General features: G+C 46.2%; 19 protein-coding genes and 2 pseudogenes. 7 read left to right on the forward strand and 14 right to left on the reverse strand.

The genetic code is table 11. From position 1 onward, the window contains the following. Positions 1-4: 4 nt before the first annotated feature. A complete protein-coding gene (locus tag K6V21_RS09765; RefSeq protein WP_224321641.1) occupies positions 5-2,728 on the forward strand; it encodes a response regulator in 2,724 nt (907 codons plus the stop codon). Between the two features lie 45 nt (positions 2,729-2,773). Here K6V21_RS09765 and K6V21_RS09770 read toward each other — a convergent pair whose 3' ends face one another. From K6V21_RS09770 to K6V21_RS09785, 4 genes are all read right to left on the reverse strand, one after another. Next, on the reverse strand, positions 2,774-3,709 hold the full coding sequence (locus K6V21_RS09770; protein WP_224321642.1) for a DMT family transporter: 936 nt from the start codon (positions 3,707-3,709) through the stop codon (positions 2,774-2,776). Between the two features lie 145 nt (positions 3,710-3,854). Continuing rightward, positions 3,855-4,844, reverse strand: coding sequence for a hypothetical protein (locus K6V21_RS09775; protein WP_224321643.1), 990 nt, complete (start codon positions 4,842-4,844; stop codon positions 3,855-3,857). Positions 4,845-5,144: 300 nt separating this feature from the next. Beyond that, complete coding sequence (locus K6V21_RS09780) at positions 5,145-5,363, reverse strand: hypothetical protein (protein WP_224321644.1); 219 nt, start codon at positions 5,361-5,363, stop codon at positions 5,145-5,147. A 217-nt stretch (positions 5,364-5,580) separates the two neighbouring features. After that, the gene (locus K6V21_RS09785; RefSeq protein ID WP_224321645.1) at positions 5,581-6,528 is read right to left on the reverse strand and encodes a GyrI-like domain-containing protein; all 948 of its coding nucleotides are present in this window, start codon (positions 6,526-6,528) and stop codon (positions 5,581-5,583) included. 139 nt (positions 6,529-6,667) lie between these two features. Between K6V21_RS09785 and K6V21_RS09790 the strand changes: the two genes are divergently transcribed. Beyond that, positions 6,668-7,246: a DJ-1/PfpI family protein gene (locus K6V21_RS09790; RefSeq protein WP_009131940.1), complete on the forward strand. Its 579-nt coding sequence runs from the start codon at positions 6,668-6,670 to the stop codon at positions 7,244-7,246. A gap of 11 nt (positions 7,247-7,257) precedes the next feature. On the opposite strand, the pseudogene K6V21_RS09795 reads toward K6V21_RS09790, so the two are convergent. Continuing rightward, positions 7,258-7,392 (reverse strand): annotated as a pseudogene (locus K6V21_RS09795) (GyrI-like domain-containing protein); the annotation flags it as partial. 778 nt (positions 7,393-8,170) lie between these two features. On the opposite strand from K6V21_RS09795, the gene K6V21_RS09800 reads away from it, so the two are divergent. The 5 genes and pseudogenes from K6V21_RS09800 to K6V21_RS09820 all read left to right on the forward strand — a co-directional run bounded on the left by K6V21_RS09800 (position 8,171) and on the right by K6V21_RS09820 (position 12,548). Further along, the gene (locus tag K6V21_RS09800) at positions 8,171-8,797 is read left to right on the forward strand and encodes an HU family DNA-binding protein (protein ID WP_224321646.1); all 627 of its coding nucleotides are present in this window, start codon (positions 8,171-8,173) and stop codon (positions 8,795-8,797) included. Positions 8,798-9,003: 206 nt separating this feature from the next. Continuing rightward, positions 9,004-9,816, forward strand: a complete 813-nt coding sequence (locus K6V21_RS09805; RefSeq protein ID WP_224321647.1) for a class I SAM-dependent methyltransferase — start codon at positions 9,004-9,006, stop codon at positions 9,814-9,816. Next, positions 9,813-10,868, forward strand: a complete 1,056-nt coding sequence (gene rsgA, locus K6V21_RS09810) for a ribosome small subunit-dependent GTPase A (protein WP_224321648.1) — start codon at positions 9,813-9,815, stop codon at positions 10,866-10,868. Before K6V21_RS09805 ends, rsgA begins: the two co-directional genes overlap by 4 nt. 98 nt (positions 10,869-10,966) lie before the next feature. After that, a pseudogene (locus K6V21_RS26810) lies at positions 10,967-11,101 on the forward strand (helix-turn-helix domain-containing protein); the annotation flags it as partial. 94 nt (positions 11,102-11,195) lie between these two features. Continuing rightward, on the forward strand, positions 11,196-12,548 hold the full coding sequence (locus tag K6V21_RS09820) for an MATE family efflux transporter (protein ID WP_224321649.1): 1,353 nt from the start codon (positions 11,196-11,198) through the stop codon (positions 12,546-12,548). A gap of 317 nt (positions 12,549-12,865) precedes the next feature. Here K6V21_RS09820 and K6V21_RS09825 read toward each other — a convergent pair whose 3' ends face one another. The 9 genes from K6V21_RS09825 to K6V21_RS09865 all read right to left on the reverse strand — a co-directional run bounded on the left by K6V21_RS09825 (position 12,866) and on the right by K6V21_RS09865 (position 26,555). Then, complete coding sequence (locus K6V21_RS09825; protein ID WP_224321650.1) at positions 12,866-14,821, reverse strand: fimbrial protein; 1,956 nt, start codon at positions 14,819-14,821, stop codon at positions 12,866-12,868. 33 nt (positions 14,822-14,854) lie between these two features. Beyond that, positions 14,855-17,059, reverse strand: coding sequence for a hypothetical protein (locus tag K6V21_RS09830; protein ID WP_224321651.1), 2,205 nt, complete (start codon positions 17,057-17,059; stop codon positions 14,855-14,857). Positions 17,060-17,235: 176 nt separating this feature from the next. Further along, positions 17,236-18,024, reverse strand: coding sequence for a DUF4469 domain-containing protein (locus tag K6V21_RS09835; RefSeq protein WP_408912870.1), 789 nt, complete (start codon positions 18,022-18,024; stop codon positions 17,236-17,238). A gap of 271 nt (positions 18,025-18,295) precedes the next feature. Next, positions 18,296-19,180: an Rpn family recombination-promoting nuclease/putative transposase gene (locus tag K6V21_RS09840; RefSeq protein ID WP_224321652.1), complete on the reverse strand. Its 885-nt coding sequence runs from the start codon at positions 19,178-19,180 to the stop codon at positions 18,296-18,298. Between the two features lie 334 nt (positions 19,181-19,514). Continuing rightward, a complete protein-coding gene (locus tag K6V21_RS09845; RefSeq protein WP_224321653.1) occupies positions 19,515-22,853 on the reverse strand; it encodes a hypothetical protein in 3,339 nt (1,112 codons plus the stop codon). A gap of 138 nt (positions 22,854-22,991) precedes the next feature. Beyond that, positions 22,992-24,560, reverse strand: a complete 1,569-nt coding sequence (locus K6V21_RS09850) for a DUF3868 domain-containing protein (protein WP_224321654.1) — start codon at positions 24,558-24,560, stop codon at positions 22,992-22,994. A gap of 45 nt (positions 24,561-24,605) precedes the next feature. Then, positions 24,606-25,547, reverse strand: coding sequence for a FimB/Mfa2 family fimbrial subunit (locus K6V21_RS09855; protein ID WP_224321655.1), 942 nt, complete (start codon positions 25,545-25,547; stop codon positions 24,606-24,608). Next, complete coding sequence (locus K6V21_RS09860; protein ID WP_224321656.1) at positions 25,544-26,101, reverse strand: DUF3575 domain-containing protein; 558 nt, start codon at positions 26,099-26,101, stop codon at positions 25,544-25,546. The genes K6V21_RS09855 and K6V21_RS09860 overlap by 4 nt, the downstream gene beginning before the upstream one ends. Positions 26,102-26,138: 37 nt before the next feature. Continuing rightward, positions 26,139-26,555 (reverse strand): hypothetical protein, encoded by a 417-nt coding sequence (locus K6V21_RS09865; protein WP_217718643.1) that lies wholly within the window; start codon positions 26,553-26,555, stop codon positions 26,139-26,141. Between the last annotated feature and the right edge of the window lie 302 nt (positions 26,556-26,857).

Raw genomic sequence — 26,857 nt, forward strand, 5'->3', positions numbered from 1 at the left:
ATAAATGGAACGACTGGAAACACAAACTTGCAATGGAGATAGTACATCTTTTGAAAAAGAGATGTCGGCATTGTTACATGAACAGATTTTCTTGACAGATAGCGTGTTTGCCCGTCTGCCGATGGGTGTGGAAATTTACGATGCGTCAGGCATACTCCGTTGTTTAAACGAGCGGGCACGACTTATGTATGGTGTTGAACTCGATGCGGTAATAAACAAAGTCAATCTGTTTAAAAGTCCCTATATGAACGAGGTGCTTTTAGCGAAGATTCAATCCGGGGAAGACATTGTGCTTGAATTTGAGTATGATTTCGACCGGGTGAATAAAGAGTATTTCCGTACTTCCAATAAAAATACCATTATCTACGAGGTCAAGGTTGTTCCGATTACTAATAAGAAGGGGACTATTGTAGGCCATATATTGCTCACCAATGATGTGACTTCTACCAAAGAGGCGGAGTATCGGACTGAAGAAAGCAAGAAAAATCTGGAGATGGCGATGGAGGCTGCGAATATGTCTTCATGGGTATACGACGTGTACAAAATGGAGTTCGGGGTATTGCATGGAAATTCTGTTTTCAAAAGTGGTATGTCCTTGGAGCAATTGTTACCGACGCTTCATCCGCAGGACTGCGCTCCCTTGAGGGAACTCTTTTCCCGGCTGATAAACAAAGAAGTCCGGCAGGGACAGCTCACAGTACGTGTTTTTAATGAGCAGGAAGGAGAATTCCGGCATTATGAAAGTCGTATGCGGCTTTCGACCGAGCATTTTGGCAAATTGCAGATCGTAGGTACCTTGCTGGATGTAACTGAAAAGATCCGGATGGGCAAAAAGACACAAGATCTTTTGATTAAACGTGAATTGGCCATGAAGGTTAATGATATAGTTCATTGGGATTTCAATGTACAGACGCAAAAATTCGAATCTTACAATGACCCGGTGAACGATTATGCTTCTGATAAGTTGGTATCCTTGGAAGAGTACTTGAATGTGATTCATCCCGAAGATAGGTCTTTGGTCAATGATGCATTGCAATCTATGCTGTTGGGGCGGAATATGAATATAAATCTTACCTGCCGCATTCAGACCAGGTATGATGATACATGGCAATATTGCAATATTACGGGTGTGCCTTTCGAATTCGGAGAGGCAGGAGAGGTTATCCGCTATACCGGATTTAGACAGAATATTTCCAAACTCCACCAGTTGAACGAAGAGCTTAAAGAACGGAACTACAAGATGGAACTGACTTTCAAAACTGTTGGTATGTCCTATTGGGATTACGATGTAAAGACCCGGCAATATCGATCATTCAATGATCCAGTGAATGATTTTAATCCCGAAAGAGCAATTATGCCCGAGGATTATTTGGATGCTGCTCATCCTGAGGATACGGAACGTGTTCGTGAAAATATGATCGGCATGTCTGTCGGGCAGTATAAGGAATTTTCGCTTCAGTATCGCTCCCGTACCAAATGGGATCAGGATTGGCAGACATTGATTGTTACCGGGCTTCCATCTGAACGCGACAAGAAGGGAAATGTCATTCGCTATACCGGTATCGCTTTCAACAACACGAAGTGGGAAAAAATGGCTCAGGAGCTGAAGGAGCTGAAGGATAAGGCCGAACTCTCCGACCGGCTGAAATCGGCATTCCTGGCCAATATGAGTCATGAAATACGTACACCATTGAATGCTATTGTAGGATTCTCCGAATTGTTGGTCGATAGTGACGACCCGGATGAAAAGAAGGAGTATTGGCATATCATCGAGTCCAACAATGACTTGTTACTGCGACTTATCAATGACATTCTGGATCTTTCGAAAATTGAGTCGGGAATTATTGACCGGAAACGGGAACGGTTTAACCTGACGCAACTGTGCAATGAACTCTATGTGATGATGCGGTCGAAGATTCTGAATGCTGATGTGGAGTTGGTTCAAGATAATCCTTGTACTGAATGTTGGATTTTTCTCGATAGTAACCGGCTTAAGCAAGTATGGATGAATTTCCTGACCAATGCGATAAAATATACCAGATCGGGATATATCAGAATGGGATACTCTGTTGAAAATGAAGGAATCCGGTTTTATGTAGAGGATACAGGGGCAGGTATCCCTAAAGATTTGCAGGATAGGGTTTTCGGTCGCTTTCAGAAGCTAAATGAATTTGTTCAAGGTACAGGACTTGGATTGGCAATCTCCCGGGCAATTATTGAAGCTGCGGATGGAGAGATCGGATTCATTTCTGAGCAGGGGATTGGATCAACCTTTTGGGCATGGATTCTATGTGAAATCTTTCAGCATGGAGATGTCGGTTGTCCGGAAACATCTCTTTCAAGCCGTTGTCCGGTGCTTAGCGAAGGCGGTGACAGGAAACTCAAAATATTGGTGGCCGAAGATAACGACAGCAATTTTTTGTTAGTGCGGAATATTCTTAAGGATTACGACTTGTTACGGGTGACCAATGGTGTAGAGGCTGTTGAGGAGATTCGTAATGGGAGGTTTGATTTCGTGCTTATGGATTTGAAAATGCCTGTCATGGACGGTTTGGTAGCGACTCGGAAAATTCGGGAGTTCAATAGTGACATCCCGATTGTAGCACTTACAGCCAATGCTTTTGATGCTGACCGTGCCAGTGCTATGGATGCCGGATGTAACGCTTTCTTGTCAAAACCGGTAAAACAGAAGCAACTGTTTGAACTTCTTTCAGGGGCCTGTCGGTAAGTTTGAGATAAATAGCAACTCACTTTAACAGATAGCTTATCTTGTCTATTTGGGAGTGTGTTTCAAAGGCAATCGTGGAAACAACTTCCTGAACCGTACCAAATGTGTTGTAATATTGCTTCCGGCTATAATAAACGTCACAGCCAGGATAATCAATACAATTCCGCAACACAATCTCGGTGTCAGGCTTTCCCCGAAGATCGTTACTCCGAAGAATACGGCCGTTACAGGTTCCAAAGCTCCAAGGATAGCTGTAGGAGTGGAACCTATATATTGCACGGCTTGCGTCGTACAGAGAAAGGATATAGCTGTAGGGAAGATAGCTAATGCAATCAGATTCCCCCATAAATACCATTTATCGACAACGTGCAGGCTTTGCCCGAAATCTACACGGACTAAAAAGAGCGACAGGCCGAAAAGCAATACATAAAAAGTGACTTTAAGTGTTGCCACGTCTTTTAATATCGGCCGGTTTACCCCCACAATATAGATAGCGTAGGAGAGGGCTGATGCCATGACTAACCCAACGCCAACCAGACTGAGGGTTGTACCGTCACCTCCTTTGTAAAGTAACCCTATACCGCTTAGGGCTAGAAAGATACATAAGACTGTTTGTAATGTGACTTTCTCTTTGAAGGCGACAGCCATAATCAGTGCTACCAAAATCGGATAGACAAACAGTATCGTTGAGGCAATACCGGCTTCCATATAGTTGTAGCTTTGAAACAGGGTAAGAGAAGATATGGCAACCAACCATCCCAGTATGACTAACGGCAATATTTCTTTCCGTTTCAGACTGAAACTTCTGCCTCTCGCTTTGAGCATAATCCCCAAGATGGGAATGGCAAACAGGTATCTGAAGAAAAGAACGGAATCCGGATTCATACCTTCCTTATATAGCGGAAGGGTAAAGAGGGGATTCATACCATAAGTGGCGGCAGCAACAGCTCCCAATATATATCCTTTGACCTTCGTATTCATAAACACTAAATTATTTCTTAGTCCTGGTTTTCTTTTTTGGGGGAGCAAAGGTAAATCTTTTCTTTATATATTATTATCACAGATCTCTTAATTTTTGCTCTTTCTTTCCTTGCCTGACTTTATATCTGAGAAGTGCCGTGATCTATCAGAATATATATTGAACCCCGAATTGGTATCCTACATATACTTGTTGTAATCTTGTGGAGCCCGTCTTCTTCCATAATGAATGATTAGGGAATATTTTGTGGTTATTGATATCCTTTGTTTCCATATAATTAATGCCTACTCCCGCAAATAACTCAACGTGTTTTCCGATTCTGAAAGCCGGAATCAACGAATAGCCTCCATTCAATACCGGCTCGTCCGAATCATTGCCAATAGTTGAGAATTTAAGCTCATTATTGATTCTGAACCAGGGAGTGACAGGAATATGTGCACCGAAACCGCCTTCGGCTACCAGTGAGTTATTGATTGTTTTGTGATTATATCCGACACCTATGATGCCATAAGTATATTTACCACCCGAGCGGAATGATGCCACCGTGCTTCCTATGGCATCATAAGTAACGGCAACTCCCATTTCACCATTCTTAATGATGTTGATTAGTCCGATAGGGCAGTCACTATTCTCAGCTATATTCACCAACCCTGAAAACTGAACGCCTCTTACGTTCTTTGCAATATTGACTAATCCTGCTATTTGAACACCGGTCACATCTTTGGCAATATTAGTCAGCCCGGCAAACTGGAAGCCTTTCATCTCTGAGGCAGTATTTGCCAGTCCTCCCAGTTGGAAACCACTAAAGCTGTTCTTATTTATATTGATTAATCCTGCAACTTGCAACCCTTGTCCGTCATTCCCTACATAATTTGACAGTCCTGCCCATTGAAGGCCTTTTGCATCATTGAGAATGATGTTCGAGAGTCCTCCCCAAGTGAGCAATTCCTCGTTTTTGGAAACACCTATCAATAAATTGAGGGAGACTTGATTGGTATACTCCGATGCATACATTCCGTTGGTGCTCAGAGGTGGCACAAAGCTTAACTGAAAGGCCGACTTCTTGTTCTCGTCTGTTTGGGCGGATAATGTACTATAAGCTAGTGCGCATAGTATGAATACTAAAATTTTCTTCATCTTTTTGTTTTTCTTCGTTATTAATCTTTTTATTTCACTCTTTTAATTCCGGCAACGAAGATAAGCCGAATTAGTTTGCCATCGGGAATTTGTAGACCAACCTCCCTGTTTCTGATGACGAAATAGAGTGAATTAGAGACTAACTATTTTTCTGCTATTGTTTATTTCTGTAGCGGTTATGAATTAATTCACCACAGAGTAACACAGGGTATCACAGAGTTTAATCAATTTGAAATCAAAAGAATAGAACTCCGTGAGACTCTGTGTTACTCTGTGGTGAGAACTCATTACTACACAGTTTTACTCTAACTCCGTTGCGTGAATATTGATTATCTTTAGTGCATCTGCAACGTCAGCCGGAGTGATTCCCCGGCATTCTATCCTTAATACTTTTTCCCAATCTTCAAAGTCTACATTCCATTTATGAATCTGGGGATATTGTTTGAAGAGTGTTCCTATTCTTTTTATATCCTGTTCCCTGGTTATGGAAGTCCGGAATATTAAAATACTATCTTGCATGGCGGTGATTTATGTTTTTTCTATTACTTAGTTTAATTTAGTCTGCTTAGTCTGTCTGAAAATGCCCGGTTACGGAGGTAAAGGTAAAGCAAAATATCCTTCTATAAAGAGTTATTAGACGAACTTCATGCTGCTTATGACGAAATGAATCCTGGTTGCGACGAACTTTTTAAAAATAGGGAGTGGGAATGTCGAAACTCATCACTCCCTGCTTTCTTTACAAAGGCTTTATCGGTATGCAGATATCCACAATATGCTTATTCTCAGGATGTGTCCGGTGACTATTGTGATATAGTTCATACGTACACCCGTCAGCTTGTTGATACCCACTTTCCGTAAACCACTTGCACATAGTGTTCCATGATTTCTGGAACTCATCGGTTCCAATCTCAAAGTGTCCCACCACATACTTACCACCGGGAATGACCATTTTTCCGATTTCACCCTCCACTTTCACGTCTTCGTTCACAATGATACAGGCACTTTGTCTGATCTTGTCTAACTCCGTGACAGATGGATCATCATGAGTCACCGTAGCCGTTTTGGTTACATTCTGGGTGTACAGTCCTCTCGGTTCAGCCCATTTGATTACTTTCTCATAAGCCTGAACAATCAGGAGGAACGGGCCGATGTGCCGACAATAAATCGCTTGCATTTCCGGCATTTCTTTGATTTCGATGTTTGCTTTCATAAAATAAATGTTATTTAGTTCTACTTCGCAAAGGTCGGAATCATAATCCGTCTTGCTTGTCAAATTCTTGCGGAGCATTTGCCCATTCTTGCTAAACAGCATCCCATGATGTGCATAGATAGGCTTTTCCTCTTTACCGAATTGCGTGGGAGTGATATCGAAATATTTCTTGAAAGTCCTGCTGAATAAGGATATGCTTCCGAAACCACAGCTATATGCGATTTCCGTGACAGGCAATGACGGTTCGTTCTGTAATTTCCATGCCGCTTTTTCCACCCGGAGACGTTGTATATAGTCGATGGGCGTTTCTCCTATCAGGAATGTGAATATCCTGTGGAAATGAAAAGGTGAGAAGTTGGCTATTTCGGCAATGCCCTTTAGTTCGAGTGGCTGGCCGAGGTGCATATCTATGTAATCCATCACCCGGTTAATCCTGGAACGATACTCTATTTTACTCTTTTCTTGTATATTCATGCCGTATGATTTGAATTGCAAAAGTAGCACCAAATAATCAGATAAGATTGTCCATTCTTGCTAATATCCCGCCTGCTTCTGAAACTAATGCCTATCTTTGCGACGTTAATCATTCGTTCAATTTGAAACTATAAAGATTATGAGATTATTGGTATTTCTTGCTAAGGGGTTTGAAACCATCGAGTTTAGTGCTTTTATTGACGTCATGGGTTGGGCGAAGACCGACTTTGACTGTGATATAGAAACCGTTATCTGTGGTTTGAACAGTAAAGTTGTGGGTTCTTTCAATGTTTCGGTTTTAGTAGATAAAACCATAGAAGAAGTTTCTGCGGATGATTATGATGCCCTTGCCATACCCGGTGGTTTTGAAGAATTTGGCTTTTATGAAGAAGCTTATAATGAAAAGCTCCTGGATTTGATTCGCCAATTCAACTCTCAAAAGAAATGGATTGCAACAGTCTGTGTAGGAGCCTTGCCTGTCGGGAAAAGTGGAGTTCTGACTGGCAGGAGGGCAACCACCTATCACCTCAGAGGTGCGCATAAACAGAAAGTCCTTCAAGAATTTGGAGTGACTATCGTTAATGAGCCTATAGTGGTGGATGATAATATCATAACTTCCTATTGCCCTCAAACATCGTATGGCGTGGCCCTTCTGCTGCTGGAAAAGCTGACCTCTTTCCGTGAGATGACTTTAGTGAAAGAGGCCATGGGGTTCTGAGAATAATGCTTCTATTTAAGTGGCATTTCCACTCTCGTCACCTGTTCCTCTTCGGGCACATCCGGTCCGGTATAGTAATCCATCATTTCATTGTACAGGGCTGCCAGTTCGTTATAATTTCCTCGGTGCAGGCAATAGAGTATTCTGAAAAGAATACGGTATTTGTCTGACTATCTGTTATAAGTTGCATACTATTGGATTCTTCGGATAAAGCGCCATTGCCGTTCGTCCTGAATATATTTCTTGTTTTCTGTGCATGATCCACTTCCTTTTTTATATGCTTTTTTATGACCATTTTCATCAAACTTGCATACGTTTACTCTAACGGCTGTTTCTATTCTGTCGTTTTGACAGGGGATAACTGGTTCATGAATCCATTCAATATGTAGTCCTTCAAATAAAGAAGCCTGCATGAACAATGTTTCATATATATGGGTAGAGTGCTTGAAATAGAGATAAGGCTTCTTTAAGTTTTAAATTTTCTTCCATTACTTACAAGCTGGTCATAAAGAGGTCGATTTGTATTGCTCGATAGCAAAGGTAAATCTTATACCTTTCAATAGCTTCCAAATCTTAGCAATCAAACAAATATCGTCATTTATCATTCTTATATAAGAACTGTTTGTAGCTTAAGCCAGAACATAGTGTGCTGCGTACCGGACGCTAATAATAAACTTCCTTTATCCCTGTCAAAAACTTGCTTTACATTAAAGTAAAAGTTACCTTTGCCGTAGAGAAAACTATAACCGAAACTTCTGATTGTAAAACCATACCTTCTGATTGTATAACCGAAAGTTCTGATTGTAAAACCACAACTTCTGATTAAAGTTTGCAGTATAGGTAAAGCAACTTTTCTCCCAATGTAAAGCAAGTTTTCTTTTAATGATGAACAATTTTTTTATTAATGTCTGATAAACAAAGGATATGGCATACTATGTAATGGAAGAAATGCCCGACATTCACAAGACGGGCGAGCGCGTTCTCTATCCACGCTTTGCAATGATAGACCAGGTTTCCACAGAACAACTGGCACGCAACGTGTCGGAAAGCAGCGGCTTCAATGTGGGTGATATAATAGGAATCGTGAAGCAACTTGCCATCGAAATGTCGCATCAGATGGCAGAGGGACGTTCCGTTAAACTGGATGACATCGGAACTTTCACTCCGGCTTTGATGCTGCGCACAGGCAAGGAACGGGAAGAAGCGGGTGAAAAAGCGAAGCACCGCAATGCACAGAGCATCGTGGTGGGCAAAGTCAATTTCCGTGTAGATATGAATCTGGTGTATCGCATCAACGGTCGCTGCCTGTTGGAGCGGGCACCTTGGAAGACCCGCCGTTCTTCGCAAAAGTATGCTCCGGAGCAGCGCTTGGCACTGGCGGTAAAGTATCTGGAGTCACATTCTTTTCTTACCGTCAGCGAATATCAGCAATTAACCGGCTTGTTGCGCACCACTGCTACGAATGAACTGAAAGAATGGGCGACCCTCCCGGATTCCGGCATTGACACTGCCGGACGTGGGGCACACAGGGTTTATGTGAAGAAGGGGTGAAAAGAATACATGAAATTTGCTGTAAATCAAAATATTATTTATCTTTGCGCCATGACAAAGACATTCAAATCGGATTTGGTTTAATAAACAATCTGTGTTTCTGATACAGATTGTCCCTTCGTTTACTCTCGGATAACTCCTTTCGAGAGTAGTTTTCCATTATTATAATTCAAGTTTAATCTGCGTACAATGATGAAGGCATTGTTATGCTTTCCGTGTATGCAAAATACATAAAGAAAATGAGTAACGAAAATAAAACAATTCACGATTTCGAACTTCAATTAATCTGTGACTTCTTCTCCAATATGGAACGCCAAGGACCCGGAAGTCCTGACGTAACACTGAAAGCGCTGAGCTTTATAGATAACCTTACCGACAAGTCCCTTATCGCTGACATCGGTTGCGGAACAGGAGGACAGACAATGGTATTGGCCGGGCATATTTCCGGGCAGATCACCGGACTCGACCTTTTCCCCGGCTTTATTGATATCTTCAATCGCAATGCAAAGCAATCAGGCTTGCAGGACAGGGTAAAAGGCATTGTCGGTTCTATGGATAACCTTCCTTTTCAGAATGAGGAATTAGACCTGATCTGGTCGGAAGGCGCCATTTATAATATTGGTTTTGAACGGGGATTAAATGAGTGGCGTAAGTATTTGAAGCCGGGAGGATATATTGCCGTTTCTGAAAGTTCGTGGTTTACTGACAAGCGTCCTGCGGAAATCAATGACTTCTGGGTGAATGCGTATCCTGAAATAGATACGATTCCCAATCAGGTGGCCAAGATACACAAAGCGGGGTATCTTCCCGTCGCTACATTTATTCTGCCGGAAAATTGCTGGACAGAGCATTACTTTGCTGCAAAGATTGAAGCTCAGAAAATCTTTCTTCATAAGTATGCGGGAAATAAGGTTGCCGAAGAATTCAGTTCGCTTCAGTTTGATGAAGAAGAACTATACAGCAAGTATAAAGCATTCTACGGTTATACATTTTTCATTGCAAAAAAGATAGAACAATGATTCATTTGAATAATTATGGTTGGAATGACAAGTTAAGCCAACTAAGGCAAGAGTCAACATACAATTCCCTTACGCATGGACGTATATCCATCGTACACCGTACATGCTACGAGGTTGTTTCAGAAAACGGTCTGTTTCAGTGTGAACTGACGGGGAATATGATGTATGGAAAATCAGACTTTGAACTCCTTTGCACCGGTGATTGGGTACTTTTTCAACCATTCGACGAACATAAAGGGATTATAGTGGATATGCTGCCTCGTGAACGGACTTTATATCGCAAGAAAAACGGAACGGTTGCCGATAAACAGGCCATTGCCTCGTATGTTGACAAGGCATTTATCGTGCAAAGTCTTGATGATAATTTCAATGTTCGCAGAGCCGAGCGTTTCATGGTTCAGATGCAGGAAGAGAATATCAATCCTGTATTGGTGTTTAACAAGGCTGATTTAGGGTTTGATAGGCAGAAAGTCGAAGAACAGATCAGGCACATTGCCCGTCAGATACCGGTGTTTTTTACAAGTATCCATCAACCTCAGACGATTCTCCAATTGCGGGAGTCTATATCGGCAGGCGAAACGGTTGTGTTTGTCGGTTCTTCGGGGGTAGGGAAAAGTTCTCTGGTGAATGCGCTTTGTGGGGAATCGGTATTGTTAACGTCTGATATCAGCCTGTCCACGGGAAAAGGAAGACATACTTCTACTCGTCGGGAGATGGTACTGATGGACGGTTCAGGGGTATTAATCGATACTCCGGGTGTCCGGGAATTTGGCTTGGTCATTGACGATCCCGATTCTCTTGCAGAGGTGTTGGAGATTTCCGATTATGCCGTATCGTGCCGCTTCAAGGATTGCAAGCACATCAGCGAACCTGGATGTGCCGTTCTAGAGGCGGTAAGTAGTGGTATATTGGACCGTAAGGTTTATGAGAGTTATCAGAAACTTCGGCGGGAAGCGTGGCATTTCTCCACTTCTGAACATGAAAAGCGTAAAAGGGATAAATCCTTTTCAAAACTCGTGGATGAGGTGAAGAAGCGTAAGGCAAATCGCTAATTTCTATTATAAGAGTGTGTCATTTACCTATTGGGTTTGTGACACACTTTCATTTTATATTTTCAGTGAATTATAAAAATGTAGGTGTGAACTCGATGTCCAAGGCACTGTTAAGATCGACCAATATGACCGTACAGCAAATAGGTGACGAGCTTAATTTTCCGTCCCAATCCTTCTTTGGCAAGTATTTCAAAAGGCTTACGGGAATGTCACCGAAAGCGTATAGGGAATAAGATCTCTGTTTCCTGGAAAAGCCGCACGCATTACCTTTGGGCCGAGTAGAAATTCTTGTACCTTTGCATTCGTTTTTAGAAAAGAAGAATCACGATGATCAATAAATATGAAGAACGTCTGGGAACCGAGCGTATGTTGCCACTGGTTTTCAAAATGGCGCTTCCGGCAGTAGCAGCACAATTCGTCAATTTGCTTTATAGCATTGTCGACCGTATCTATATCGGACACATACCGGGCATCGGGACGGATGCATTGGCAGGCGTAGGGGTAACAATTTCTCTCGTGGTATTGATTTCTTCTTTTTCAGCAATAGTGGGCGGTGGTGGTGCACCGTTGGCTGCCATAGCCCTTGGGCAAGGTGACCGTCAGCGTGCCGGAAAGATATTGGGGAATGGTTTTACCTTGCTGATTCTATTTACTTTAATTACTTCCTTCATTGCCTATACTTTCATGGAGCCTATTCTGCTCTTTACAGGCGCTTCGGAACATACATTGGGCTATGCGGTCGATTACCTTTCCATTTATTTGCTGGGAACTGTTTTTGTAGAGATTTCCACCGGACTCAATTCCTTTATCAATGCGCAGGGGCGTCCTGCCATTGCCATGTACTCTGTTTTAATCGGAGCTTTATTAAATATCATTCTTGATCCTATATTTATCTTCTGGTTTGATATGGGGGTGAAAGGTGCTGCTTTGGCTACGGTGATTTCTCAGGCTTGCAGTGCCGCATGGGTACTGTCTTTCCTATTCTCCCGGAAGGCTTCTCTGCCTTTGGAGAGGCGCTATATGAAGTTAAACCGGAGGATTGTTATTGCGATGCTGGGGCTGGGAGTATCTCCGTTCATTATGGCCAGTACAGAGAGTTTGGTGGGCTTTGTGCTGAATAGTAGCTTGAAAGATTTTGGAGATATTTACGTCAGTGCGTTGACGATATTACAGACTTCGATGCAGTTTGCCAGTGTGCCGCTGACGGGGTTTGCGCAAGGCTTTATTCCGATCGTAAGTTACAATTATGGCCATGGTGATAAGCAGCGTGTGAAGGATTGTTTCCGTATTGCACTGATCACGATGTTCTCTTTTAATCTGATTCTGATGCTGCTTATGATCCTGTTCCCGTCAACGGTTGCATCTGCTTTTACAAGTGATGAAAGGTTGATAGAAATGGTCCGTTGGACCATGCCTGTCTTTCTGGGTGGTATGACCATTTTCGGCTTGCAACGTGCTTGTCAGAATATGTTTGTTGCATTGGGGCAGGCCAGGATATCCATTTTTATCGCTTTGCTCCGCAAGGCCATTCTGTTGATTCCGTTAGCACTGATACTGCCGCATTATATGGGAGTGACCGGAGTATATGCGGCTGAGGCTATATCCGATGCTACGGCTGCAATTTGCTGTACGCTGTTGTTCTTTTGGCAGTTTCCTAAGATTTTGGGGAAGATGAAATAGGGCAGGAGAAAGCTTCCCGACCATTTTTTAATTGATAATTGAGAGACTTTGTAAGTGCCCATATAATAGTAGTCATTGCATGAAAAATGGATTAAAAGCAATATGTAACTCGAACTATAGAAGAATTAACTGAGTGATGTGTCACAAAAAAGATGGTGAAATTCAGGTTAAGATAACAGAGAAATATCTGCTGTAACTGCGCCCCTAAAACCAAAGTAGGAAGAAGACCCCTTCGTCCTCTTCCTACCCGATTCTTTATTCTCAAAAGTTTTTTTATTATGTAACAAAGACCTGTTTCATTCTTCCTTGTCCTTTCTTTACGGTACTATCGCTGTCTCCGTCACATTTACCGTTACCGTCACCTTCTTTGCCGCATCCGACAGATTCTGTATCTCAAAGGTTGCCGCCGCATTCGCGGGAAATGGTCCTGTTGGGAAATCCTTTGCATTCTGATCCAGCGTCAAGGTATAATCTATAGCTTCGGTGGCATGTCCTACCGCCTTGTCCGCTTTCAGCCATGCGGGCAGACCGGAAATCCGGCTTCCCCCTTTGGAGGTCACGGTCAGTTTCATGGACGAAGTAGTGCCGGCACTCGCCTGTCTCTGCATACTGAGTACTCCGGTTATCACATCCGGCGCTTCACTTCCAGCAACGTAAGAATTAGCTCCGGCCGGTTCCGACGGGGTGCCTGTCGCCGCGGCAACGGTAGGTACTCCGACTGCTGCCTTCACTGAAATCTGGCTCTCCTCACGTCCCGCCTTGCTACGCAACACGATGATGGCTTTCGGAAACAGATTGCCCGTATACTCTGCGTTTTTTGATACTTTACACGTATAAGCGACCGAGCCGGCACGGGTTACCGCATCTTTCGTGATTGCCGTCTTCAGCCACTCGGCGCTTCCGCCCGCAGAACTTGTATAGACAATGCTGCATTCCGCTTCCGAATTACTGGTGAAGGGAATGCTGAAATAGTCGGTTTCATCCGGTGAGACGGTGGCTTTATTGTTATCCTCAATAACGGTTGCACTTGCCGGTTCTGCCACCAGTGTCCCGATAGCCAGTTCGTTTTCCGGCTGATACTCGAAATCCCCACCATCCGTCCAGTCCGAGACGGTGATGTTCACATCCAGCTTGAAGGGATCGGCATCGGTGATGCGCACCGTGTACCGATGGTTGGGTTTCACCTCGATGTAACCGCCTGTACCTGCTACCGACTGTTCAAAATCCACCATATAACTCACGTCCTGCGGCGGGTCCGTCATGTTCAGCGCATACTTGCCCTTGATAATCAGATAACCCTTGTCCGCAATTGGGCTGGGATAACTGTAGAAAGCACCTGTCTGCGTGCCTTTATTGGCATCGGCGCCGTCAAAGTCACGGTCGGGATAGGTGATGAGCGTCTTAGTAGGGTCTGCATCCTCCACAGGAACCACCGGGAAGAAAGTAACGCCTTTGCGACCGTGTCCCATCGATACACCGGTGATGGTGAGGTGTGACAATTTCTCATCATTGATAATATCGAAACGGGAGACGATACGCGACAGCGTCATGTTGATGCGTGTGCGTGAACCCATACTGATATCCCGCAAATCAAGCGCGGGGCTGTAAGAACCCACCATCGGCAGAGGCGTCAGCAATACGTCTGCGGCTTCGGCAGGGTCCAGCAACGGAGTGGTAAAGGTGAGGAAATCCGTTTCGGTCGGTACACCCGCCTTTGTCACAACGTTATAATCTGCCCCCGGAGAACTTTGTTCCAGCGGGGTGAAGACGGTGTATTCCGTTCCGGCTTTCAGCAATTTCGGCTGATTGGCAATGCAGTAGAACTTGGTGAACAGGCCTTTCTTGGGGCGCAGGGTGGCGAGTGCCACGTTGTTACCTTCCACTGTCAGCACGATTTTGGTGGCGTTAATCACCGTAGAGCCGTCCGCGCGGTAGCAGAACCGTTCCTGATAGGTGTACGGTCCTTCCTCCTTGTCCGAGGAAAACACATAGATGTCCAGTGAAGTGATTTCATTCTCTTCAGTGGTGGCTATGGCATCGTCGGCACGGGTGGTGGCGATGCGGGCGTTAGCGGCACGGGTATCGGTGTCCGCCGTCTTTATGTTCAGCTTGTTCTGGAAGCCGAGGATGACTTCGCGGCGTGTGGGGTCACCGGCCAGCGGATCATCGCCGGGAGTGGTTGCCGGCAGCACTTCCGCTTCGCTGCAACTCGCAAGTGAGAGGGCAAGCAAGCCTATCACCCATGCGGAAAACTGTTTTCTGTTTTTAATCATGATCTTATTGTTATTAATCGGTTATTTATTGAATTAAGGAACGACAGCAGGTGCGGCCGGACTTACCAGCACTGTCACGTCTTCCATGCCCGAGATATTGTTTTTCAGCACAATCGGTGCGGCGGTGAAGTCGGTGACGGAATTTTTCACGGTCAGGGTGAATACCTGGCTGCCGGTGGCATCCGTCGGATTGGTTTTTGCAAAGGGAGAAGTCTCTGCAATAGTAAACCAGGATGACAATGTGCTCGCCGTCACACCCTGCGGGGAAGTCACCTTCACTTCAACGGTGGCTGCGGCGGTGCGGGGCACATCGGTAATCTTATTGTCGGTATAGGCGGCTCCACCCGGAGTGCCTGTTAGCTCAATCGTCGTAATGGCAGGGTCAAACAGTTCTACCGTCAGTTCCAGCTTCTTGGTGTCGTCACCCAGACTGATGATTTCGAACTTGCTGTTCGCGTCACTGGTTGCCGTCACATCCTTCAGCTTCAGCGTATAGAATTCCTCTACCGGAGTCGTTGCATGCACATCCGTGGCGGGAGTTCCGGTGTCACTTGATGCCGGACCTGTGGCAGCTTTCGATACCTCCAGCCAGGGAAGCGTGTTAGACAACACCAACTTCGTGCCAAAAGGACAGCTTGCCCCGAGCGTGATACTACTCTTGCCGGTTTTGTACATAGTGAGCCTGTTATTTACCTGATCATATAAATTGAAATTCCCCGTAGCCGCATCCGGTGTGGCGAAATCCAGTACCGGGGCTGTGGCAGGCGGCACGATGGTCAGCGTAGTGTACACCGACTCATCTTGTGACGCTGATTCATTGGCAAGCGTCAGTGTGACGGGAGCATACGGTGCATCAGCAGTCAGCGTGTATTTGAAGGTCATGGTGGTGGTAGTCACTCCGTCTACCACTTCCGACTGATAACTGGCAACGTCATGTGTCAACCAGTCGATGCTCCATCCGGTTGTAGTGCTGAACTTCGGCTGTACCTTGCCGCTGGCAGTGGCGGTCAGTGTGATGGTTTTCTCCGTATTGTCAGCGTTCACACTGATTTCCTTGGTGGTGACGTCTGTTTCGGTTCCTTCCACATTCAGTGCAGTCACCACGGGCGCTGCGTTGTCGGGTTTGATGATAACTCCACCGCCACTGGTCCAGTCCACGATTTCGAAGAAAGCGGTGATGGTGGCTTCCATCACTTCCTTGATGTGCAGGGTATAGCGGGTATTGGCTACTACGTCCATGAATTTAGGATCACCGCCGCCATCGGGTATACGTTGTATATCAAGATGGTATTCCACCGGAACGGGCTCTTTCTGCATCGGGTTCTGGTATTTGCCCTTGATGATGAGGAACGCCTTGTCCGTATCCTTGAGCGGATAAGTATAGAGGGCACTTTCCGTCACTCCTTGATTGGCTTTGGGCAGCATCAGATAACTACCTTCGGTGGTGGGATACTGGATGAGGCTGGCGGTGCGTCCGGCAGGATCAAGTTCTTCCAGCGTGCCCGGCATCACGGTAGATTGGTTTCGCCCGTTGCCCAGCGATACGCTTTCGATAATCAATCCCGTCTTGGCGGATTCGTTGTCGATGTCGAAGCGGCTCACGCGGCGTTTGAGTTCGATGTTCACCGTGGCGATGTTACCCAGTATCTTCGTAGTACCGCTTCCGGTCATCACCAGCGGGGTGCCCAAGGCGGTGCCTGCTGCGTCCAGTTTCTCGGTGAAGTAGCTCTCGAAGACTGTGGCTTTCGTACCTTCTGTTTCGATGGCTCCGGTGGCGGCGTTGGTGGTCACCGCTGTCAGGGGATCGATGGCGGTTCCGTCAGTCTTGTAGAGCGTTGTACTGTTTGCCACGCAATACAGTTTCAGGTTGGGGATGCCTTTCAGTTCCGTGGGGAAGATGGAGGCTTTCCGGTCGGTTCCGGCACCGCTCAGTTTGAAGGTCTTCGCTGCGGTGTTGTCCTGTGCGGCGGCTTTCCACGTTTCCAGATACTGGTAGTCTCCGCCGTCTGCGGTGGCGGCAAACACATAGATGTCCAGATTATCAATCTGGTTTTCACTCTCGGAAGCGATGGCGCGGGTGTATTCCTGCGACTCTCCTCCGCCACTAAATACGAGACGGATCTCTTTGCCTTGCGCTCCACTTGTGGGAGTGTCGTCAATACCCAACTCGTTCTGGCTACATCCTGCAAGCAGGGCCAGTAGAGCGGACATCCAAAGCATGTTACTTTTTTTCATCATTTGTCTATACTTTTATTTGAAAGTTAATAAATTAATTATAAGCTGTTTAGCAGGCCGTACTGCTACGGGTACCGTAGGTGGTCGTCTTCGTTGGTCGTAGCCGGCCGTCTATGCCACCCGTAGCCGGTCACCTACGACCGGCGTAGCAGTAGGGCTATCGGTTGCGGTTGTTTCTTTTATCCCAACGGGTTCTCATCTAAACCGCCTTCTCCGCCGCTACCACTACCGCTACCCCCTCCTGAGGGAGCCGTACCGATATAAATGGTCTTCGTTACACTGCGCGGAGCTTTTAGCAATGTCTTGCTATTACTACCGAATTGCGTGGTTACTTTCAGCTCATACGTTCCGTCCGCCAGATTGGCGGGGATAATGAATGTCAGTTTCGAAGGATCATTCGTTACCCAGAGGTCTTCGGTCACTTTGGTTTCCGTGCCCTTACTGCTCGTCAAGGTAATGCCTACGGCTGGGTCAGTTCCCACCACTTTCAACTTGCCGCCTGTAAGCGTGAAAGCACGTCCTGCGGTGGCTGAGGCGTCGAGTGCGCGGGTGGAGGCATCCTGTACGCCACCGATGTACATGGCGCTGCCTTTCTCGCCGATGATGCCCACGGTGGTTTGCTTGATGGCTTCCCGCAGGTCGGCGCCTACGTTGAAGTTCACCACGATGGAGTTCTTTGCCGGATTCCAGGTGGAGTTCTCTATGATGCCCCGGAAGCTGACAGAAGCGTAGTATAACCCTGTATTCACACTCACTCCGGTCATCAGCAGCCGCTTGATGACACGCTTTTGCAGGTCGAATACGTGACGGATGGTTTCTTCGCGCAGACCGGAGTCTTCGGCTTTCAGTTCGGCAATAATGCGGTTCTCATCGGCGTTGCCGATGGAGACGGGGACGAGGATCATGTCCTCCTTGTTGTCCACGGTCACGGTGTTGTCCGCCAGTTGACCGTTGATTTGATACTTGATTTCGTTTGCCATAATCTTTATTTTTTATAATTAGTAATGTCGGTAAAACCGAAGTTTTGCCGGGTTGATAAATCGGATAATTATGGCATGAGGGAATGAATTTCTTGGAGAAAAGCTGTTCTGCGGATTGGTAATCCGTCGAAACGGGAGGGTATTTCACAAAAAAATCATTCCAACATGTCAAACTAGCTTTCGTTCTTTGACATGTTGGAATGATTTAAATATAGGGTAATGCTTAAAGATTAAGCGTCAATGTGCAATATGTATGATATTACAAGAGTTCTATTTCTTTTATAGATAATCCGGTACATTGAGAAATTAGCTCGAAAGAAACGCCTTGTTTTTTCATATTAAGGGCTATGAGATGTCGTTCTTCCGCCATTCCTTTCTCTATTCCTTTCTCTATTCCTTTTTCCATCCCTTCGGCCATACCTTTCTCCATCCCTCTGCGTTCCGCACTATTATACAGCGTTTTTTCCACACTGATAATATCCCAGAACTTTTCATAACCGGCCAATTGCGCATCCGTAAAAGCCGATACTTCCAAGGCATCAACCGCTTTTTTCACTTCGGGATTCGCCATTAGTTCTTCTGGCACTTCACGGGTATTGTCATTGATTTCAGTCAAGTATCGTAACCAAAGCACCTGCATTTTCTTTTCAGAATACGAATGCGGGGTAAATTTAGGCAGCTCTACAAAAATCAGTTGGAGACCATCAATCACTTTATCAGAGTTTTCCACATGAATCATCTGATAATGATGATAATACCCTTCCAGCTCCGGTTCAAATATCTCATTGACCAGATTCAACGAATACACGGGTTGTAGCAACTCATATTGTTCGCCAACACTCATCTGGCGAACATAGGCCTTAGAGGCATTGAACAACACACGTTGTTTGAACTCCGGTGACCAAATCATCTGCATTTCCACAATGAACTGTCTGCCCTGCTTATCCTTGCAACGGACATCAACAATACTGTTCTTACGCAATGGATTTTCGGGAACCATCTCCGAAGGGAGATATTCAATATCGGTTATTTCCTGATCGGCAGTCAGTGGCAGCAAGGCGTTCAAGAGGCTCATCACCAAATCGGGATGTTCGCCAAAGACCCGCTTGAAGGTCAAGTCTGCTTTAGGATTCAAATATTTCATAATTACTTTCTATTTAATGTGAACACATATACTTAAATACATTATAACCGCCCCATAATGAGGATGTTTAATGCTTGACAAAGATACGTATTTATCATCAAGAATACCAGCAAAGTATTATAAAAATCATTCCAACATGTCAAAGAACGAATGTGCTGTTGCCAGCTATGCCCAATGAAGGGATTATCATTTCAAACAGTATTCGTTCAAGCGGATTTGCAATCCGCTTGTGTTTGGTAGTAGGATTTGTAATCCGATAAAAATTAATCTTTTGATCGGATGTGATGTGTCGGGTTACAAATTCGCCAGGACGGAGCCATGCCCTACGTATTGCTCAATCATGTACCAATACATAGCAGGTTCCAAAATTGTGATCTGAGGGTTCAGCTGTATCTCCCCAGCCGTAGCTAATAACATTTCCACTAGTTTGGTAATCCAGCCCATAGCCGTTTCCTGTTCTGCTCGTACTTGTTTCTATCAAGAGATACCTATATTGGTTAATAGCAGGTAGAATATTAAAAAAGTATGAAGGTACACTCTTGGTGTTTACTGTTTTGTCATTTACACTACTAGGCAGAGATGTAAATATAGTGTTACGCACATCACTTGCAGTTGGCGTCTTCCAGCCATTTCCGACCGAGTTGGCTTTCGATCTGGCAGTACTGAGTGATACGTTTAATTCACTGACTTTGCTAAAGAACTTGCCACCTACCTTATACGCCCAATATCCGGCAGTAATCGGTAGCTTGTTATATATTGTTAGCTGATAGTCGTTGTAATATCCACTCTCATTGACGGCACTGAATGTGACTGTTCCGAAAGTATAGTTGCCTTCTGTAGTTGATCCCAACCAGGGACTACCCGGGATAGACAGGTTGAACTCGTCATATTTAGAGTTCGAGCTCCAAACCTTCGTCCGGGAAATTGATAGTATCCCTACAGAACTCGAATTCGCAGAGAAACCACATTCGGAATAAAGCCTGAATTTAGCATTGTATGTTCCATACAAAGATGCATCATCATTCACGTACAGGTAGCCATATGTATCATAACCCGTAAGGTTAAACGCATTGGAGTATCCCGATGCTCCGCTTATGGACGGACGTGAGGACCTAAACTGCATTTTAAGGTTTGTAACTTTACTTTCGTCCGATGCATTCTTTACGGGTATCGTGTAACTTTCAGTACCAGTGTAATTATTCCACGAACTGCTACCAACAGTATAATCGGTCGTGCTATTATTCACTTTGGTCGAAGACTTGTAAAACGAGCTTAGGTTCGGATCTACAAATGTGTGTCCTCCTAATGAATAAATGCGGATCTTCTTCGTAGTCGAAGAGCCCGTTTTCGTATGTTGCAGGTATACGGTATTGCTGGAGAAGGAGTTGGCAGATGGCGTTGCACCGCTTACATCTGTAATTGTAGGCGCTTGAAACACTCTTGTGATATTCACCGTCATCCCTGTACCTCCGGAAGCATTAGTAAACACCAGTTCTGTATCAGCAAAATTTTCTGCATCCTCTATCAGTCTGAAAGTAAAATTCGTCGTTAGGCTCTCCGGTGCGCTGCGTATGGCGGGTGATGTAACTACCTCCAGCCACGATGGTTTCGTACTTAGAGTAGGCTTGCTGTAATTATCCATTGTAAGGGTGAATTGCTTGTCCTTGATGATGGGCATAGTGAGGGTTGCAGTAGTAGTTGTTATATCCGAAAGCTTAATATCCGAAGGTGCGGTTGTTAATTGTAAGTTGTTGATTCGGTTGGGTAGCAACTTTACTTTGATATTTCCTATTTTAGTGTGGTCGGAGTTATTCAATACATTTACGGCAATTTCCTTTTCCGTCAGATCGGAAGCAGTCGTAGCCGCCCACTGAAAGGTGTACTCCTGCGTGGTATGCGTGCTTGAAGTCGGGGTGACAGTGATATCCGAGTTAACGGGAAGTTCTATCTTACTGCCGCCTATGGAAGTGACAGTGATCTTGCCCGTAGAAGAAGTTCCGGCACTGACTACTTGTGCCAAATAGAGTGTGCTCTCTGCTGCATTCCAGTTGCTCACCCCGCTCGGATTCATTTCACCGCCTATGGTTTCTACCTCAGGAATACCATAGGTCGTATCTATCAGTACCACTTCCTCGCTACCTCCTGCCTTGTCCATCAGGCGGAGAATACCACGGGGATAGGAGTCACCGGTATAGTTTTCTTTGAAAGAAACTTTGTACTTCACCTGCTTCGTGGTTTCTGCACGTGTGGTCGTTACAGGTATTTCCTCCCATTTCAGCCATTCGGTTTCCGCTGTACCACCGTAATAGGTAAGTTTTGCATCCACTCCAGCATTGGAACCGGTGGTAACGGTGAAGCTACTACCAGCCTTGAGTAATAGTGTAACGATATTGGTATTGGGCTCGTAAGTGGTCTCATCTACTGGTAACAAATCGGCTACGGTAATGGCTTCCAGTCCGTTGTCCGGTTCATAATCATCAATATAATCGCCAGTTTCCCAGTCCACCAGACGAATATTGGCTGTCAGTTCAAAAGGGTCAGCTTCGGTGATTTGTACTGTGTAGCGGTGGTTATGATTGATTTCAATGCGTGTGCCGTTGCCGTCGCTCACCCGTTCGAAGGGGATGCGGTAAGAAACCTCTTTCTTCTCGTCTGTCAGATTCACCGCATACAGTCCTTTCAATATCAGGAACCCTTCGTCCATTGCCTTGCACGGGTAGCAGTAGAAAGCCTTGGTGGTGGTTCCTATGTTGGCATTCAGCCCGTCAAAAGGACGGTAGGGATATGTAATCAACTGTCCGGGTGTGGCGGGAACGTCGCCTATAGCCCGAATGGGAAACAGTGTTACGCCTTGTCGTCCGTTGCCCATACTGATATCGGTAATAGTAAAATGAGACTTTACGGCATCATTCACCACGTCAAATCGCGCCACGGCACGGCTGAGCGAGACGTTCAGCCGCACGTATGTCCCCATGCTGTATTCCCGCAAGTCAACAGGCTGGCTGCTGGCACCGGACATAGGCAGCGGGGCAAGTAGGATATCCGTATTGAAACCGGTGGGCTCCAATAGCGGGGTATTCAGTTTGATGAAGTCGTTTTCAGTAGGAATACCGGGTGTCGTTACCGCATCGCCCGGCACGCCTGCCTGTTGCGAATTCTGTTGCAACGGTGTATAGCCGGTGTACTCATGTCCTGTCGCATCATTCAGTTCCGTCTGGTTGGCTACACAATAAAACTTGGTGAACAGGCCCTTGCGGGGATAGAACACCACATTCACCCTTCCGGCTGCTTCATCCGATTTCAGGTCGAGTGGGGAAATACCCGTGGGCAGCTTTCCGGCCTCCGCACGGTAGGCGAAACGTTCCTGAAATGTGTAAGGCCCTTCTTCCTTATCGCTGCCGAAAGCATAAATATCAAGACTTCCAATGCGGTTCTCATCGTCTTCGGCTATGCCGTCGCGGGTCATAGGGCGACTCTCTGGTGTACCCTGTACCAGAATCAGCTTGTTTTGTAGTGAGATTACCACCGAACGGCGGTTGGGGTCATTGGCCTGCGGGTTCTCCGGCGTTTCGGGAGTCCCGCCTGTTGTTTCCACCTCCGAGGTGCAAGCTACCGCCAAACAAGGTAGCACCGCCAATGAGAGGCGTAGCAAGATTTTAGCTAATGTTTTCATTACTTGTAGCGTTTTATGCAGTTACTATTTACTTTCATTACTCATCCCGTCATTCTGAACGTAGTGAAGAATCTCTTCTCCCTTGCATACAAAGAGCAGATGCTTCGGCTTCGCTCAGCATGACAGATACTTTATCCTTCATTCCTCCTTCTTCATCTTCTTCAAATTTTTCCTCGCCTTTTCCGGTTCTATTCCCAGCGCCTTGCGAAACCATTCCTCGGCTTTCTTCCGGTCACCTTCCAGATACGCCAGTACACCGAAGTCATTCCATGCACGCGGATCGTCCGCCACCTTATCCAGATATTGCCGGGCACTTATCGGGTCGCCCGCCATAATTACCGCTGAAGCGGCATTGATGTTTGCCAGCGCATCGTCAGGGAAGTGATAAGCGGCTATCTCATAGACTTCACGGTATTGCTCCGTGCCGGGACGGTAGAATGCGGCTACTCGATACATTTCCTGCAATGACAGCAAACGGGGATGTGTGTATATCAGGCTTGCCGCCTCTTCGATATTGAAAGCGCGGGCTTCATAACCCACCGTAACCCGTATGCGCCTTAATTGTGGGAAATAGTCTTGCAAAAGTTCCCTATATACATTTCCTCCATACATATCCATCAACTGCTTTTCGCGTCCTTCAAAGATGCCTGTCCGTGAAATAAGAGTCAATACCTCGTCACCATGCCTCATAGGATGCTGTTTCAGCAGTTCCACCAGCCCGTCCCAATCTTCTGGTATGGAAGATGCTTTATAAAGGTTGTGTCCCGGCATATACGTTGCGCACATATATTCCTTGAAACAGCGGGCGCGGTTGGAAGCAAGTATTTCATTGTCTTTGTATGTTCCGTCAGGCGAAGCATAGCCGCAAATGGAAATTTCAGAGATGCTTGCCAGATTCCCTTTGATGAGCGGTCGCATCAGGCTGTCCAGTTTCTCTAGTTCAGAATGGTTGTTGTGGAACTCCCGGCGGACATCATACACTCCTGTTGGGTAGTCTATATATAAGGTGGCACTTTCCGAACGGTGTTTTTGTGTTTCCACCTCGGGAGTAAGGTAAGTCACCATAGCCGTACATTCAGCACAGGGCATGCAGTCTGCACGACCCTTTGTTTCCCGTCGGTCGGTAGCACCCGTTTCCTGCCTTTCCACAACCGCCTGCGGAATCGCTACTTGTCCTTGCGAACCCGCTGCCTGCCCCTGTGAAATCATTATCTGCCCCTGCGGCACCCGGAAAGGGCTTGCCAAATCAAGGTCTGCCATCAGCGGCTCCACTCCGAGAATCTTCATCCGGCAACAGTCCCGTTGCTCACGCATCAGCACCAGCGAGGCATGTTCCATCCACGGACTGTAAGCGACGGACACATGATAGTTGATACTGTCTTTCCGGTTCCGGGCATAAAGCGTGCGGTAAGGAGGAATATAGCCGGGTGCGGGTTGGAGTGCCTGCTGCCTGTGATCGGCACGGGCACGCAGACGCCCGCTCACCACCACTGCCGGAAGTTCCTGCAAGCGTCCCGCACTGCGCAGCACGGGCGTAAAGCGGTAAGCCTCCGCATTCCCTGCTTTTGTATCGTCCAGATTCAACAGCAGTTCTATATGAAGACTGTCCCCTTGCGTAAAGACATGCGAACTGAGTACCGGAGTTCCGCCCGCCCATGCTTCCGCCGCCAGCAGTACCCCAGCCAATCCTCCTATTATATATTTCATCCTCTCCATCTTTTAATTTTCAATTTTCAACTTTCAATTTTTAATTTATCCGAGTCCTCCTCCTTCCGTCCAGTCCGACGCATTCATTTGCGTTACCACAATCGTCCGCCCTATGGTTACCAGCAGGTCGAATTCCTGTTCCGTGTTTTCGTCCAGACTGACAGGCAGCTTACGAAAGAATAGTTGCAGGTCTATCTCCTTCATAATCCTTTCATTGCCCCGGTAGATACTCAGCAACGGGTGCGAACCCGATGTCAGGCGGTACGTCACCAGTTCCCCCGTCAGTTCGTCATTGTAGTTCATTGCCGCCCGGGTCTGGTGCCACGTCACCGGACTGCCTATGGAGGGGAATGTGAAAGCCCCGTCACCCACAGCCAGCGGTATGTCGTAACCTGCCGGAAAACCGTATTCGCAAGGCACGCCCCGCATACGGAGCGTATATCCGCCCGTTCCTTCCGCAGGATAGTAACCGTCTTCCCAATGTACGGTTATCCGGAGTACGGCGTGGCAGTGTGTCAGGTATACGGTCCTGTTCACTGAAACCCCTGTGGCGGGAACTTCGAATGTGCCATATCCGTAATAGAGCCGTTCGGTGTTGGTCCGGTATCCTCCTGCGGGTGTTCCCGTGGCCGAGGTCATTACCAGTTCACGGATTTTTGTCACACCGGGTTGCGGCGGGGGTAGTATGTCACTTTCATATCTTTGGTTTCCCCATGCCACGAGGGTGTAGCGTCCGGGAGGTAATTCTCCCTGCCAGTATTCCAGATTGTCGCCCTGCAATGTCCAAGTATCCACCAGCACCCCGTCCGCATCGAAAAGGAACTGCCTGATATTATCCACATACATGGCGAGCTGTCCGGCATCGGGTCTTCCGGCATAACGGTAATTCAGCCGTACATTGTAGGGACACACCTGCGGCTCGTCAAAATCGAACGTGCAGGAGGTGCAGAACCAGAGTATGCAGCAGAGAATTACCATAACTTTCATCGTATGAAATAAATGAGTGACACACCGGCCCGTGTAGGCCCGAAATAATTCCTTTTATAATGTCCCATGCGCTCGCCGCAGCCCGCGCACCGGTATTTGTCATATTCCATGCGGGCGTAGCCGCCACCTATCACGGCCTCCACGGAGAAGCGGTCGCCCAGCACCCAGTGATAACCGTAGGTGATGCCCCCGCCATACAGGTCGCCCCGGTAAATGATGTCTTCCATGCCCGAAAAGAAGGGAATCTGCCCCACATTATAATAAGCGTAATGTCCGTGCACGCCGAAGAAATGCCCCTCGAATTTGCGGCAGGGCCAATATCGTAACTCCGGTTGTATCAGATAGAGGTTCAGTTTCATATCATTGCCGAATTTCCATGCATTGTAAGCGCCGTTCAGTACCATTGTGAAATGACGGTTGATGCCGGTTTCCACTCCTGCATTCGGGGTGGTGGTTCCCCATAACAGCAGGTCGGTGCGCAATGCCACACGTTGGGTAAAGGCAGCGGTACTCACCGTACAGAGTAACAGAATCAGCAGATAAAGTCGTTTCATGGGTAATTCGGATTTATATTGGCGTGTCGGATGCGGGTTACGGCATGGTTATGGCATGGTTGCCGGTCAGGCATTCACTGACAGGGAGTTCGGCTATGGAAATCTCCATCAGATAGATACGTGTCATTTGGTTGATGATACCCAGTTTACGGGCTGTTGTCCCGTAGCAAGAATAGAAATCCTCATCGCTGGGACGGTTGAAGTAGATACCTTCGCCCAATGCTTCAAGAATGGAGAGGAGGTTGATTTTATGATATTCGCAGGCAAGGCGGTAAGATTCGGGCAGGTTGTCCGGCTGGTTCTCCGCCAGCGTAATCATATGTCCTTTTGAGAGAGCCTGCAACAGATAGGCTATTTCGGAAGGGGAATAATTGAAGGAAGTGCTCAACTGATAATCCTTATATTGGATGTCGTGTAGTACTGCCAGGGCGAGTTTGGTTCTGAGTGTTAACATAGCGCTTGCTTTTTATGTAGATTATTGTCTGTTTTGTTAAGGATGTTCCGATTCCCGGTAGGAAACGGAACAAACGGCGCCGTAAGCATAGGACAGGCGGATAATACTCGTCTTCCTTTTTAAAAAGGCGGACAATTCTTCGTTTTTCCTCCTTGTATTCTTCGATTTTATAATGAGCTTCCCCCATATTGAGGTATGGGTAAGGGGAGTCGTATCTTCAAATAAAAAAAGTGAAAGCTTTCTAATCTATATAAAGGACTTTCGAGGCAGTATATCATATTATTACAGCAATATCCCATTTC

The sequence above is a fragment of the Bacteroides cellulosilyticus genome, from assembly GCF_020091405.1.
In the GTDB taxonomy this organism is placed as follows: Bacteria; Bacteroidota; Bacteroidia; order Bacteroidales; family Bacteroidaceae; genus Bacteroides.

Excerpts from the sequence above, each read along its gene's own strand:
- K6V21_RS09780 (WP_224321644.1), bottom strand. The coding sequence starts at position 5,363 with ATGCAAGATAGTATTTTAATATTCCGGACTTCCATAACCAGGGAACAG.
- K6V21_RS09865 (WP_217718643.1), bottom strand. The coding sequence starts at position 26,555 with ATGTTAACACTCAGAACCAAACTCGCCCTGGCAGTACTACACGACATC.
- K6V21_RS09765 (WP_224321641.1), top strand. The coding sequence starts at position 5 with ATGGAACGACTGGAAACACAAACTTGCAATGGAGATAGTACATCTTTT.
- K6V21_RS09790 (WP_009131940.1), top strand. The coding sequence starts at position 6,668 with ATGAGATTATTGGTATTTCTTGCTAAGGGGTTTGAAACCATCGAGTTT.
- K6V21_RS09855 (WP_224321655.1), bottom strand. The coding sequence starts at position 25,547 with ATGAAAGTTATGGTAATTCTCTGCTGCATACTCTGGTTCTGCACCTCC.
- K6V21_RS09805 (WP_224321647.1), top strand. The coding sequence starts at position 9,004 with ATGCTTTCCGTGTATGCAAAATACATAAAGAAAATGAGTAACGAAAAT.
- K6V21_RS09860 (WP_224321656.1), bottom strand. The coding sequence starts at position 26,101 with ATGAAACGACTTTATCTGCTGATTCTGTTACTCTGTACGGTGAGTACC.
- K6V21_RS09840 (WP_224321652.1), bottom strand. The coding sequence starts at position 19,180 with ATGAAATATTTGAATCCTAAAGCAGACTTGACCTTCAAGCGGGTCTTT.
- K6V21_RS09825 (WP_224321650.1), bottom strand. The coding sequence starts at position 14,821 with ATGATTAAAAACAGAAAACAGTTTTCCGCATGGGTGATAGGCTTGCTT.
- K6V21_RS09800 (WP_224321646.1), top strand. The coding sequence starts at position 8,171 with ATGGCATACTATGTAATGGAAGAAATGCCCGACATTCACAAGACGGGC.
- K6V21_RS09820 (WP_224321649.1), top strand. The coding sequence starts at position 11,196 with ATGATCAATAAATATGAAGAACGTCTGGGAACCGAGCGTATGTTGCCA.
- K6V21_RS09845 (WP_224321653.1), bottom strand. The coding sequence starts at position 22,853 with ATGAAAACATTAGCTAAAATCTTGCTACGCCTCTCATTGGCGGTGCTA.
- K6V21_RS09850 (WP_224321654.1), bottom strand. The coding sequence starts at position 24,560 with ATGAAATATATAATAGGAGGATTGGCTGGGGTACTGCTGGCGGCGGAA.
- K6V21_RS09775 (WP_224321643.1), bottom strand. The coding sequence starts at position 4,844 with ATGAAGAAAATTTTAGTATTCATACTATGCGCACTAGCTTATAGTACA.
- rsgA (WP_224321648.1), top strand. The coding sequence starts at position 9,813 with ATGATTCATTTGAATAATTATGGTTGGAATGACAAGTTAAGCCAACTA.
- K6V21_RS09830 (WP_224321651.1), bottom strand. The coding sequence starts at position 17,059 with ATGATGAAAAAAAGTAACATGCTTTGGATGTCCGCTCTACTGGCCCTG.
- K6V21_RS09770 (WP_224321642.1), bottom strand. The coding sequence starts at position 3,709 with ATGAATACGAAGGTCAAAGGATATATATTGGGAGCTGTTGCTGCCGCC.
- K6V21_RS09785 (WP_224321645.1), bottom strand. The coding sequence starts at position 6,528 with ATGAATATACAAGAAAAGAGTAAAATAGAGTATCGTTCCAGGATTAAC.